This window comes from Hwangdonia sp. (assembly GCF_048381975.1).
In the GTDB taxonomy this organism is placed as follows: Bacteria; Bacteroidota; Bacteroidia; order Flavobacteriales; family Flavobacteriaceae; genus Hwangdonia; species Hwangdonia seohaensis.
Genome location: NZ_JBLWYT010000007.1, coordinates 80,376 through 94,424, shown reverse-complemented (window position 1 = coordinate 94,424; position 14,049 = coordinate 80,376). Strand labels below are relative to the sequence as shown.

The 14,049-nt window shown below is 39.7% G+C and carries 9 protein-coding genes; all 9 read right to left on the bottom strand.

Annotated features, from left to right (window positions below; translation table 11 throughout):
- Positions 1–4: 4 nt before the first annotated feature.
- The 9 genes from ACN5J7_RS12970 to ACN5J7_RS12930 all read right to left on the bottom strand — a co-directional run bounded on the left by ACN5J7_RS12970 (position 5) and on the right by ACN5J7_RS12930 (position 14,047).
- The gene (locus ACN5J7_RS12970) at positions 5–3,958 is read right to left on the bottom strand and encodes a PKD domain-containing protein (protein ID WP_418604237.1); all 3,954 of its coding nucleotides are present in this window, start codon (positions 3,956–3,958) and stop codon (positions 5–7) included.
- Positions 3,959–3,969: 11 nt separating this feature from the next.
- The gene (locus tag ACN5J7_RS12965) at positions 3,970–6,801 is read right to left on the bottom strand and encodes a hypothetical protein (RefSeq protein ID WP_418604236.1); all 2,832 of its coding nucleotides are present in this window, start codon (positions 6,799–6,801) and stop codon (positions 3,970–3,972) included.
- Positions 6,802–6,813: 12 nt separating this feature from the next.
- Positions 6,814–10,191 carry a baseplate J/gp47 family protein gene (locus ACN5J7_RS12960; RefSeq protein ID WP_418604235.1) on the bottom strand — a complete coding sequence of 1,126 codons (3,378 nt, stop codon included), beginning with the start codon at positions 10,189–10,191 and terminating at the stop codon, positions 6,814–6,816.
- Between the two features lie 15 nt (positions 10,192–10,206).
- Positions 10,207–10,617 carry a GPW/gp25 family protein gene (locus ACN5J7_RS12955; RefSeq protein ID WP_311942450.1) on the bottom strand — a complete coding sequence of 137 codons (411 nt, stop codon included), beginning with the start codon at positions 10,615–10,617 and terminating at the stop codon, positions 10,207–10,209.
- Between the two features lie 2 nt (positions 10,618–10,619).
- Entirely contained in the window at positions 10,620–10,907 is a 288-nt protein-coding gene (locus tag ACN5J7_RS12950; RefSeq protein WP_311942447.1) for a PAAR domain-containing protein, read from the bottom strand.
- A 62-nt stretch (positions 10,908–10,969) separates the two neighbouring features.
- Positions 10,970–12,715 carry a type VI secretion system tip protein VgrG gene (vgrG, locus tag ACN5J7_RS12945; protein ID WP_418604234.1) on the bottom strand — a complete coding sequence of 582 codons (1,746 nt, stop codon included), beginning with the start codon at positions 12,713–12,715 and terminating at the stop codon, positions 10,970–10,972.
- Positions 12,716–12,718: 3 nt separating this feature from the next.
- Entirely contained in the window at positions 12,719–13,408 is a 690-nt protein-coding gene (locus ACN5J7_RS12940) for a CIS tube protein (RefSeq protein WP_418604233.1), read from the bottom strand.
- Between the two features lie 3 nt (positions 13,409–13,411).
- Entirely contained in the window at positions 13,412–13,573 is a 162-nt protein-coding gene (locus ACN5J7_RS12935; RefSeq protein ID WP_418604232.1) for a DUF5908 family protein, read from the bottom strand.
- A 12-nt stretch (positions 13,574–13,585) separates the two neighbouring features.
- Positions 13,586–14,047: a phage tail protein gene (locus tag ACN5J7_RS12930; RefSeq protein WP_388012777.1), complete on the bottom strand. Its 462-nt coding sequence runs from the start codon at positions 14,045–14,047 to the stop codon at positions 13,586–13,588.
- Positions 14,048–14,049: the final 2 nt, after the last annotated feature.

The following is a 14,049-nucleotide window of genomic DNA, read 5'->3' as shown; positions in this document are numbered from 1 at the left end:
TAAATTAAATTAAGCGTCGCACACGGATTTTTACCGTTGTTTTAAAGGTCTTGGAGCCACAAGCTTTGCTGCTTATTTTCAGGCCAACATCGAATGATAAAACCTGTCCGTTTTCGGCATTTCTGGGCGCTCGATAAACATGTCTTGGGTTTTTAAGTGTGCTTGTTCCGCCATCGCCAAAAGTCCATTCATAAGCTTGTGTATCTTCACTAAACTCGTTTACATTGTGCATTCTAAAAGGCACATCAATTCTATCTGAAGCCGCATTAATTACCAGTTTTTCAGCAGGAGGCAAAATAATTCGTACTTGGGGATTAATTCGCGCTATACATTCGGCGCTAACAGCTTGTCCGTTAACCGTAAATCTAATAGGTCTGTTAAATGCCTTAAACCCAGTCTGGAAAATGAGATTGTTTTCTTTTATGGTCACCCTTTCAACAGGCTTTGCCAATTTTACAGTGGCATCTTCCGGTGAAATTTCAAACGGTATTTGGGTATCGCTATTTTCACCACCTGTTAAGCATACTTCATTGGCAATATTCAATTCAAAAATCACCGGTGCAATGGTCACATCGTGTTCTACGGTGTGACTGCATCGGCCGTTGGTTACTCTTAATGTAACCTTAAATGTTTGGCTGCCATCATCTCCAAGGTTTAATTGATAAACGTGTTTAGGGTTTTCTTCATTGATATTATCTGGCAAGGAATCATCGCCAAAATTCCATTCGAATATTACATTGTCTGGTAATTCATCGTCTTTCACATTAAAGTTTACCCTGGCAATGGTATTCTCTTTAAAGAACACGGGCTCAGAAGCAACAAAATCGAAGTTTGGTTTTTTAAATACCGTAATCCGAGCATCTGTAAATTGGTCGTTAACCTTAAATTTAATTTCGGTACCGTGTAACGATTCGCTAACGGCACTGGCATCAAACAAATACTTGCCATCTTCTTGTATAACGCCGCCATTAAGGCCCGAAGCCACATCGGCAGTAACAACGCCATCAGATGGCGATACCTCGAAGGCAATTTTTTCGGTGTCCTCGCCTAAGCAAACAAAATCTACCGGCAACCTCAATGAAATCGGTGTTTTTGGAACTATAAAAGCCACCGGGGAACAATCTGAACAACAGATATAGGGCAGCGTAAAATCTGCCACGACCGTATTTTCAGAGATATTGGAAATGGGCGGTAAAATAAATCTATCCGATAAAGTATCCAGAATATTGGGGTTTATGAGGTTACCTAAATCCAATCTATCGGTTATTCTCGGGTTAATATTTGTAAAATCGAAATTTCTGGTTAGGCTGTCTTTTATAACTGGATTTTCAAGATTTCTAATCGGTAATATATTTATAGCAGGGTTTCTTATGGCACCAATATTGGGGTTTATCACGGCATCGCTTAGCACATTGCCAAACGACGGATTAAAAGGAAAAATAGGACTTCTTTTTGGTATGCCACCTTTATAAACCATAACAAAAGTGCCTCCCGGTTTTACGCCCGCTTTGTGCTCTAATCCCGAATGTTTTTCAACGAATTTTGAAAGCAGTTTTTGCTCCAAGATTTTCTTTTTACGGATTTCAATTTCGGCTAAAAGCGATTTCATTTTCGCGGCCGAACAGCAATTAACCGACAATTGGTTGAGCAGCAACGCGTACTGTTGCTCGTGTCCAAACCTTCTATATGTGGTTTCGGGTTTATACAACAGCGAGGTCATGTTTTTCTTAAACCGCTCTACTCGGGCACAAAGGTCTTTAATGGTGGTGTTGTATTTATCAACTCTATCGGGATCGATTTCGGTAATGTCGTTCGGGATAAAACGAGACGCTATTTTAGTAGAAGCCAATATTTCTGCGGCGTGGTGCAAATTCACTTTTTTAATATCTGCATCCCAAGTGGCGATAGTTTCGTCTTCATCAATTTTGGTTTTAACCAGATTTACAATATCCTCAGCCGAACCTTCTGGTTTTTCGCGCATCGCCTTATCAACAATACTCCCCAAAACATCCTCGTCTTTTTCCAAATTATCCAAAACTACGGTATCCAAATTATAAAGTTTCAATCCGGGAAAGGCTTTAAAACTACCAAGAATAGCTTTGGTATCAATGGCTCCAAATCCAGTAAACCCTGTGCCTGAGGCCAAAAAAGAGCGTGTAGACCCTGAGAAAGTTGGTTTAATGGATGCCGTTGAAATATTGGAAACAGTTCCGGTTGCAGTACGACCTGATGAAGCTGCATCGGTTGATGCCGAATCTCTCGAAACTACCCTACTTTGCTTGGAGAGTTTGTAAAATTTATGTTCGCCTTGTTGCTTTAAACTAAAGCCCGAAAAGAATTTGGAAACCCCGGCATTTAAGCAATTTTGCTCCGCGCGCCACGCTTTTAACACGGCATTAATATCTTCAAATTCGCACTCGTAATCGTTTGGATTGATGTTTTCAATAGTTTCGTCGATGCTTAGCACCTTAATATCAAAAGCCAATCCTTTTTCGGTTTTTAAAGTATCCAAATCTTTTATGGCATCGCGGTAATCTTTACCTAAATGACCTTCAATTCTGTAAAAATCATGGTCATCGAGGTCGTAATCTAAAGGGTTTTGAATGGCATCGCTTTCTGATAAATTAGCGGATTGATAACCTAGATTTTCATCAGACTTATGTTTTTTGGTTTTATCGTAATCCCAATTTTTAATCAGATTCAACGATGTTTTGTAATAATACGGAAGCGCTCTTTTACCGAGTTCGTCCGATGGTTTTTTTGATGGTGTTACTTTTATTGTTGCTGAAGAACTCGGGATGTTGTATTCATTCAGCATAAAATGAATCCTTAAAATCAGGGTTCTTATTTTTTCGAATTTTTCCTTGCCGTGCGGAATTATTGGCGACGGATAAAATTTGTGTCGGCATTGAACATACGCTTCAACCGGCTCCAATTCGCCCAATAAAACATGCTTTGGAAACGAGCTAATTTCCGGACAGCAAACCACTCTTAAATCAAAAAGAAGGCATTTTATTTCGTTGTAAGTATCAATCAAATCCTTAAGCAAATCGTAACGGTATTGAATATCCAAAGGCAAATTTCTGGACGATAATTTAAAAAGCGACGTTATTTTTGTGTTGATGATACTGGCTTTGGTACCCACCGAATCGGTATCCAAAAGCACCTTAAAATCGGTAAACAGTTTATCGATGCCGCTTTTAAGATTGGCAATAACTGCAGTGTCTTGCATGGCTTTTCGGTAGCTATCCTTTAGCCTGAAATAACTGGCCGTATTGGAGTTTTGCTCTATAACCTGCACCCGATTCCGTGTTATATACGTGTTTTTTAAAACTACCTTTTTAAGATGGACATTTGGCAAATCAACAAGCTTTTTTGTGTTATTATGCGCATCAAAAATGGGGTCGTTGTCTTTGTTGCTAATGCGTTTGGCATCTTCTTTTTCAATTAAAAGCACTCTGACTTTTGCGGTTTGCCCTTCACCTTGGGTGTCACAATCGGTTGATGTGCACGGGGTTTCTTCTTTACAGAAATATTCCAAATACAGCACCACAACCATATCCTCTAAATTGGCGATAGTGTTTAAGGGTTTTGCATTACTTTCATCTGCCGCTTTTGTAAACAACTCCATTAAATTAACACCATTAAAATGACCGTATTTAGCCTCGACATCATCAAATATTTTGGCGTGCGTGAAAGTGGCCCCGGGAAACGGCACCAAATCGCCATCGGTGGTTACCGCACAACCTTTGCTAACTTTAATCGATGTGTTTTTTGTGTAACTCACGTTCAATCCGCAAACAATACCAACACCGCTAAGGCAAATACGCGTAAAACGGTCCTGACATTCAAAATGATCGATTACATCGTTAAGCTGCGATGCCGTTAGCACTTGGTCGGGTACAAATCTTCTGTATGCTGGGTCTTTTATCTCTTTATCTAATTTTGTTGTTGCCATGATATTGTTATTTAGAGGTTGCCAATATTTGTTCTTCCTAATATTATTTTATTACCTTTTGTTTCGGTAGCGTCGTTATCGCAATCGTGTAGATTTCCAGAATCATAAATCGTGTGAATACCATTTAACGTTGGAATAAAATCGCTTAAAACAGCTCTATAATTTGTGATTTCTGCTTTACTCAAAGGATGGTTTGCGCATTTAATTTGTAACTGCTCCAAAAACAAGCGGTATTTAAGTTGCATTTGAAGCATGTCGTTTTCAGCGTCTGGTTTTACGCCTTTTACATGACCAATCCAACAGATACGCGCCAATACGTGCGCTGGTATTTCTTCGCGAATTATTTTTTCTGCATAATTTCTAAAATCCTTGTTTGAAAATCGCGTGGTCCAACCCGGTAATATGACCGAAACCCTAAACGAATACGGATCTGTTGGTCCGCAGCTCTCGCAATCGCCGTCCAAACATGAGGGCATAAAGGTTTCTGCTGGCGCATCCGGAATTTCGGTTTTTGGTGTTCTTCGTTTTTTATCGGCGTTGGTGGCATTGTAGGTATCTGGCCGTAACAATACGTGCTCTACCAAATACATGCCTTCTTCGTAAGCGCTTAAATCTTTTAAATAGGCGATAATTTCGTCGCGCTTTTGCTCAGATTTCTCTTGGGTTGCCGTATATGCTATGCGACGGGCGACAATGTAATCTTCACTCTGCTTATCTGTTATTTTGGGATTGATGATATTAAAATACGTGCGGCCTGTTTTCGTGTTTTTCAACTCATAATGTTCGGCACTTTTTGCAAGTTCAAAAGCCAAAAAGAGTTCTTTTAAAGCTTCACTAAGTCTGTGGTAATGCTTGCTTGACGAGAGCAGAATATCATCACCATTTTTTATCCGCCATCGGTATTCGGTAAGGTTGTCTTCAGTTTTATCTTTTTCATCATAAATTTCAATGGCATCGCCCAAAAGATTTCTGCGACTATAATCCGAAACGCCAATAAGTCTAGCGATTCGCTTTTGTACGCCTGAGACATTTTCGGTATCCCAAACCTCGGGATTGCAGTAATTAAAACCGATACCGCGCTCGCAACTTATGGTTTTGTAATCTTCAACAAACCGGGTTTTTGCCTTTAAAATTTCGTATTTCGCATTGGCATCGCCATAAATCATTTTCATAATAAAGGCATAGTCGCTAAACCGTTCGGCAAATCGGGCGATTAAATGATCCAATAATTGGTTTCGGCGTTCGTAAAATGTGTTTTCGGCGGAATTGGTCGTATCGTTTTTTAAATTGTTGAAGATATTAACCAAATTAGCGTTGTAATTCACTGAGTCAACCAATTCGTCAATTTCAGGAATATCGGTAACCGTTTGCGAGAAATAAGTTTGCTTATTGGCCTCTGAAAGTTCTGAAATCGCATTAACGCCGTACAGTGCTTTTAGGCTCTCATCAACCGCCAATAAATCTTTTACTTTTGAAAGATGCGCAAAATAATTGGCCAAAATTTGGTCGAAAAACAACAAATATGCTTTTAGTTGTTTCGCTTTGGCTTTGCGCTGTTTATCGGCATTGGCTTGCAAACCATTTGGAGAAATGCCGTAGGTTTCCGGAAAATCCTTTTGGATGCTCGTATAGGCATCGGCACTTGAAAATTCGCCCACCGGAAAAACGACATCTTCGGTTTTAATATTTTCGAGTTGTTTTTGTTCCTCATTATTTAACGTTTCGAGAATGGTTTTTACCCGCTTTTTGTTCACGCCAATGGGCAAAAACCCTTTACTGAAATTAAAAATACTGTTACCGCAATCCTTACAGTCCTCATCCTCTTCATCCCAACATAACACGGGTTTGTGGTTCTCTTTCACACAGATTATCCAAGCATCTTTATTGGCTTCGTCATCATCGCAGGTTTTTATGGAGATATCTTTAATGGTTACAACCCCCGCAATACCCATAATGATTTGGATGATATCCGAAAGCCGAATTTCCTTTCTTAAAGATGCATTGCGAAGTTCTTCGGTATCAATAAATCCGCCTTGAAAATCCTCGGGCTCGATACAGCCTTTTTCAAAAGGTACGGGCCCTTCAAATATTTGATCGGTTGTATAACCTTTATCATACATTTGTTTGAGTGAATAAAACGAAACGGACGGCGCCAAATAATGCCCAATAGCCTTAATTATCAAGGCTTGAATGCGCTCCTCGTCGGCATCCGGACTAATGTCCAAATAGGCGCAAACCGATATGTGTTGCTCTGGTATTTCGCATACGTTTACTAAATCTTCACAAAGATTTCTGTTTTTATGATACAGTTTTTTTACTTTTTTGAATACCGCATCTTTGTCTTCAACCTCATCTTCAAAATCGATATAAATATCGTTTAAGCCTTTTAAAGTGAAGTTTTTCTGATTTTCATCTTCAACCTTAAAAGCGTTATAAGCCATCTGATGGTTTTCGCAATTCAAATAAACCTGTTGTTCGTGCTTAACAATCCAAGCGTTTTTCACTTCTTTTATATGAACGAATAGCTTGCGATAATCCAACGCCGACACGGGTTTTGATGGCAAAATATTTACAGCCGACAAAAACTGCTGATGCATCTTTTTAAAGTTATCGGTTTCTGATGCCAACAGGTTTTCAATGGGCATATCGATGCGTTGAGACAAATCGGTAATGGCATAACAGAGCATTTCCATGATGGTAATCCCAGGGTCATGGGTGTTGTAGTCGGTCCAAATTTTGCTTCCTAAACTTTCGAGGTGCTTAAGTCCAAGTTCGCGCAGAAAGCCAAAATCCAAATCGTTTTTGGTAATTACTTGCTTTGGTATGGTAACAGATTCGTTCATTCAATCAATACTTTAGGTCGTTACACATTCGTTAGTACTTATGGTTTCAACACGATGATTTTCATATTTCACAGAGGTTAAAATCACCTTTTGGTTAGCGGGCACTACGGCACGCACTGGGCTGAATATCACCTCGCCCCTGTTGTCGGTTTTATTGGTTTCTTCAAGCAATTCGAAATCTTTTATATAATCGACATAATCCAATTGTTCGATGTAATAAATCACCACGCTTTCGTGCAGTGTTAAGCCAAAATTGATTTCGGCTGTTTCCTCGTAAGCCCATGGCGCCAAGAATTTCGAAATATCTTTTTGCAGTTGTTTTTTATAAAAATTTTCATCTTTTCCTTCATGAAATTTTACTTTCAATGCGATTTTAACTTCTTGGTACATGGGATTTTCAACCAAAGCATCAACATGCAAAGTGTTAATGGCATTGATAAAATCTTGTATTTCGTTACGCTTTGCCTTACTTATTCGCGGTTTATAAACATCAAAAATATTTTGGTTGATGATGTTGGGAACCACGATTACGGTTACAAATCCGGGTGCCAACTCAGAGTCGCCAAAGGTGTGTTTTAAGCAATTCACCTTATAAATTTTCGGAAATTGCTGAAGGATCAATTGCTCGTAATCCCATATGGTTATGGCTCTTTGTTTGTGGCGCAAACGTTCGCTAACACGCCGATAAAACTGGGCGTCGGTTTCTTTTGGCACACCACCAAACGAACTGTAAGGCTGTGTTACGCCTTTTAAAGTGGCTATTCGTTCAACTAATTTCGAAATGGTTTTTTCGGGCAAGCCGTTTTCGAGATGCGAAAGTTCGTTGCCATTATTGTAAAACTCTGCGATTTCGGCCTGGGTATGGATGCTTACCATTTGGCAAACCGCATCAAAAGCTTTTATATTGGTGACTTTAAACCAAAATAAATCTCCCGGAATCCTGTTATTGTTACTCGTGGCCTCTTTTGGAATGGCTACTTTTACGATACCGGATTTCAGGAAATTATCGGTGTTGTTAAAAACGATAAAATCATTGTTTAGCGGTTTCCATTCGTCTTCACTTAAAATGTACCAGGCTAACTTTTCATTGCCTTGATAGGTTTGATCGCCTTCGTATTCGGGATTCTCACTACCTTCCAACACCTGAATCAAAAATGATATTTGCTGGAGCTGTTCTGCATTTTCAAGACCTATGAATAATTCGCCTTTTTCACATTTAGGAACTAGCGTGCATTGTGTTTTTGTGCCTAAAAATTCGTGCTTGGATTTTAAATAGGTATGCTGTTCAGACTGCCCAAACGGATGCTCGTGGAACAGCTCCAAAGACTCATCTAAATAATTGGTCAGGTTTTGTTTTAAGCTATCGGAAGATGCTGACAAATTAAAGGTTTTGGTAACCGATGCCTTGTAATCAACGCTCATGTTTTCGGCCAATGGAGTGTAGGGTTCGTTGGGAATTAACGCCGTTTCACTATCTTTAGAGAGGGCCACGGCGTAAATCCTTGGAAAGAAATCGTGCAGAAAAGATTGCAATAACGATATTCTAATAAATCCTTTTTTGGCATTTGAAGAAAAATTTTCCTGTTGGATCGGGTTATCAAAAAGTCCTGATACACCTTCGGAAATGGCATCCCTAAAATCGAAAAATGAATTGTTGTAAACCTTTAAAACATCGTTATAAATAGTATTGTTTCGCAATTTGTTGAATCCAGCAATACGTTCCATAAAACTGCCTCCACTTGTTTTTTTTGACTTTGAAGAAGTTTTTGGAACCCTAGAACTTGCACTGGCATTCTGTGTATTCGAAATTGTAAAATTAGAACTGTAGCTGCCGCTTTCGTTTTGGTTAAATAATGCGCCGCCAGTTATCTTTGGTTCCCAATTCTTATCCGCAAGCACTTCTAAATCAATTTTAAAGACGTTTGAATCCGGGACAATTAAGTCGCTATCATCAACAGGATCTTCTGGCGGATTGGTATCAAGCTTGTAACTATCCTTTGATAGATTTTGTAGATGACTTTTTCGATACGCCAAATAATGCTCTCTAAAATGGTCGTTTTCAGAAGCGTTTTCGTAAAACGGAGTGTCCTTCCATTGTAGGTTTACCTTAACCTCTGTCCACGGCTTGTTCAATGCTTCCTGACAGCCAATATAAAATTTGGAATCCCTTACGGGTTGCGGCCCAAACGGAAAAAAAGGTTTGGATACATCCAATCGGCCCAAATCGTTTTCAAGCAGAACATCCTGCATGTTTTTAACGTCCACATCTATTTTAATTGATGTTACAATGGCACCACTTAAAAACTCATAAAAATTATAGCCCAAATCATCATCGCCGGTTTTAAATAAAAAACGCGCTATGGGGTTTGTGGAAGTAAAATTTTCCAGCAGAACGGTTTTATCATAAGGCACAATGGGATCGGTTGCTTCCGGAATTTCAACAACCAATTTTAATGTATTGTTTACTACGGAAGAAGTAACCGTGTTTATTTGAGCCGAAATCCATTCTTTTTCACCGCTTAGCAACACATCAAAAACATTATCCGGTATTTTATTTGATGGCGTTGATGGCAATTTAGAACCGAAAGTTATGCTGAAGGTAATGGTTCGAATACCTTCTTTTAAAAGCAATATGGGCGATGCCATGGCAAAACCCAGTTTTGCATTGGGGAGGTTGGGAATACCCTCTGAATCTTTAAAATTAGGATGACCGAATGGCCACCATTTTATATTATCGTCCGGAAAATCGCCTCCCAATCCATCAAAGGAATTGGCGATTTCGGAATATTTTACACCCGTACCTTTTTTATGTAATACGTTTTTTAACGCGGTTACTTTAGCGCTGTTAACAATGAGTTCGTTTTGGGTTTTATAAATTCTTTTGTTACCATTGGCGTCTTTTCCGGCATCGGTTGCAATGCCTTCTTTAACCCTAACATCCGAAGCATTTTTAGCCAATTCAAAAAGCAGGTGTACTTTATCGGGCACAGCCTCTTTATTACTGAGTTTAAGGACTTCTTTATAATAAAAATCCAAATGCCGTTTAGAGAGGTTATTTAATCGGTCTTGGCTTAATTCAATCAGTCTTAAAAAGCAAACGAATAATGTGAGATGCGGATTTAAATCTTTGTTCGTTTCGGTGTCGAGCAAAAGATTTTGAATAGCCTCTTTCTCAACAAAGAATCGCTGCCAATTTCCATCCGTGGTATGGGTTTCGGTATCAAAATAATTAACGTGTTCTGCAAACGCATGAGCAAACGCCATCCAATCCTCGATGCTGAGATCGTGAAGCTTTGCGGAGTCCGGACTGAGCGCATTAATATGCCTTTGGCTCTGGCTGGTTCCGTTTCGCTTTAAAAGGATGTTGTTATGGTTGCAATCTTTACTCATAGGTTATTTTGGGTTTTAGGTTTCAGTACCTTCGGCTTTGTAAAACGGATACACCAAATTGGCTCTGGAATTTGTGGCTCTTACGCGATAATCTATTACAATTAGCAGTTCGCCCTGTAATTCGTTGGTGGGATCGATATCTATTTTTTCAACATCAATTCGAGGTTCGTGGTACAGGATAGCGGTCTTAATCAAATCGACAACAAATGTTTTTAAGGTGGTATTTAAAGGTTTAAACATCAATTCTTCGAGGTTGCAGCCATAAGTGGGTTGCATGATGCGTTCGCCCAATCTTGTAGCCAATAGAATTTCGAGGCTTTTTTTAATATCTATCTCGTCCGAAGTCATGACCACTGTTTTTTTAGCCTTGTCAAATTCTGGAGGAAAACTCCAACCTGTCCCTAAAAATGATTTATTATTATCCATAATTATCCTATTAAAACCGTGGGTAAGCCCAATACTATTACACCGCCATGCGCGGTAGAATCTCCCATGCGTGCGGCCGGCATACCACCAATAAGTACCGTTGCAGACCCCGCAATAATGGTATCCGGTGGGCCAACGCAAACTGCCATATCGCCAACCCGTGCTGCGGGCATACCACCAATAAGTACAGTGGGTGCGCCCGCTGGTAAAATGGGACCGCCAACATGTGGCACTGTCCCCGTTACCATAGGGCAAGTGTGCATATCTCCTATTCTTGCTGCTGCTGGCATATATTTTTATTGTTTATTGTTATTCTATATTTTCTATGTCTTTTATTTATAGGTTTGAGGCATCAATTAATTTGCACCAATGAGCCTTTTAAAACGGCTGTTGCGCTAGACGACATTTCAACACCCGCAGAGCCTTCTGCCTTAAATTGAATGTTCGCTTTGGCCCTAACATTGCTACCTTCTATATTAACATCGCCACTCGCTTTTATTTGAATATCCCCAGCACTTTCCATGGCAATACCGCTGGAATCCATAGTGAGTATATTGGAGTTATCATCTTCAATAATAATGCTTCCCGCGTCTTCATCCATGGTAATTTTTTTACCTGCCGGAGTTTCAATGGTGATTGATTTTATATCGTCGTTAAACATAATTTTCATGTCGCTGCGCGATACAAATCCTTTTTCGTGATTATCATCCGATGCTACAATGGGCGCTGGTTTCGCGCTACTGTGAAGCATGCCTAAAACAATGGCATCGTTAGGATCGTCGTTTATAAAACCCACAATCACTTCATCGCTTATTTCGGGCCTGAAAAATGCCCCCCTGGAATCACCCGCATCCAACGAGGATACTCTACACCAAATGCCCTGTTCTTCGTTATTGATTATGGGCAATTGTACTAAAATGCGATCTTCGCCATTGGGGTCGTCCTGCAACTGGGAAACGATGCCCACTTGCAGTCCGTTGATTGCTGAAATAATGCCCGATGCGGGTTGCGGACTGATGTCAAAAGTTTCGGAAAACCACTCTGGGTTTAATCCAAATTGCGCATCGACAGTCCAATTGCCTTCTGCAATTTGATGCCTTACGGCCGTTACATATACTTTTCCGTTAAAACGGTCGCCCACACCTTCAAGCTTTAACAAGGTTCCTGGTTTTACGGCAGGAATACCTTGAAATTTTACTTTGCCCCGAACCTTTGCCAGTTGTTGAAACAGCATTTTGGCATCTGCCCAATCTTGCAACTCAACATCGCTTACCTCGCCACCGTGCCTTAATTCTAAATTGTCTAAATCTATAATAGATGCCAAATCTGACGACGACAGGTTGCCATTAAGTTGAATGTTTGGATCGTTGGCTTCAATTTCAATGATTTCCTGATCGGAAGGATTCCAACCATAACTCGACACTTTTTTTACTTGGCTTCTGGCATCGATTTCGGCATCAAAATCCAATAAAGTTGCCCCGAAGCTAATGGTTTCAATCTCTTCGTCATCCACCTTGGGTTTCATAATCGTTATTTTACCATCATCAGTAAAACACAATTTACCGTTGGCTTGTGCTCGCGACACCATAAAATCCCAATCGGAAGTATGGTATTGTACAAGTTCTTTATGCGTTTGGTTGGTGGTTTCTACATCCTTTTCCAAACCATACGTATCTATAATGGTTTCGAAAATATCGCTATCTGTATTCTCGTAATAATATTTGCTTTTTCTACCAATGGTTAGTTTAACGGCTTCGTCTTTACATTCAATTATGAGCAACGAGGAATTGGCTCTGATTTTTAAATTATGTTTAATGACCAGACCTTTGAAAATGGTTTCTTCATCAGAATGATACCCCGCAGTAATCTCTATTTTTTTTCCTGGAATCAACAAATCTTCATTACTTAATTCGAAGTCTTGTTTTGCCGCATCACCATCAATCAAGGTTATTGTTGCAGACGCAATTCTGTTCACTTCTTTATTGACCAGAAGGTGTTTAACCTGATACTTTTTTGAAAGCTCCTCGCCCTCAACAAGCACTTTAAACGTGATAAGGTCGGGACTTTTTGAGGTTTGTATGGTTCTGCTGTTGTTCATAATTTACGAGGTTTTCTGTATCGGCGGAAAAACAAGTTGCTGCCCAATGGCTAATTGCCTAAAATTGGTAATACCGTTAGCTTTAGCTACTTCCAAATAGTATTTGGAATCGCCATAAATCCTGTAGGACATCAACGGCAAGGTGTCGCCGTCCTTTACAGTCCTTAGATGTGTTAAATCCGGCGATTGGTTGTTTTCTTTTGCCAATCGCAAATCTTCTTCGGCCGTACCCTGAAACTTAACATTGGCCATAGCTCTAATTGGTGTGCCATCCGGATTAAAGAGCTTGTATTCAATACTCATTTCGGTTAAGCTTCCTTTAAAAAGCAACGTGCCCCACGCAATTTTTAAATAATTGGGTTTGTGCTGCTCGCCATTATAATCGAACACCACTTTTTTAAATTGCTCGATGTCCTCAATAACACCATCTTCTGAGGCTTCGGAGGTTTTTATAGCACCCGTGCGGTCGAAAACAAAATTAATATCGAGATGCTCTGGCAGAATTTTGTTAAACCTTGGTGCCGTTGCGCTAGTGCCCTGTGCTTGGTCTTCGTTTTGTTCAATTTTATAATTAAAGGCGTATTTTTCCGGATTGATTAGCGTGGTAAATTCGCCATCGCTAACCTCGTTTTCAAACGTGTCGTCGCTATAAGCAATGATTTTCAATTTTGTAAGTTCGCCTGTAGAAAACATGGTTTATCGTTCTTTAAAATTTGATATGATTTGCATAACCTGATCCACACATTCTGCAACGATTTGTTCTTTATTACCGTTTGAATTCGCTCTGGCATTTGACTTTTTATCGACATCGTTATCGACATTAATCTTAACATGTAATTCTTTAATTTCAATGGGCATAATTTTGAAAACTTAAAATGGTATAAGGTCGTTTGCTGAAATGGACTGATAATATTGGTATTTAAGCTCTAAACTTTCAATGGCCAATTCGCTGTTCTCCGCGTTAAAATCGGACACCGACCAACTCACCGGAATGGCATGTACCACTTTCCATGAATACAACGGCAAGTGTTGCTCGTTATGAAGAATAACCAACAGATCGATGGGTTTAAAGATGAATTTTTCGATAGCATCTTCGCACCAAGCCGTGACGCTTGAACTTATTTGCAAACTTCGTTTTAGCACCAAATTAGGAAACGTAATGCCTGTTGGAAGCTGATGCTTAAATCGGTTTTCTCCTCCTTCGGCAACCGTTTCTGTTTCAATAGTACCCGAAAGTCCGCTAACGGATTGGAAACCAATTTCGATATTAGGCTGCAAATCGAGAAAAATCACCGAAAAATGAAAGCTCGTAATAGGCGGTAACAATCCCATAT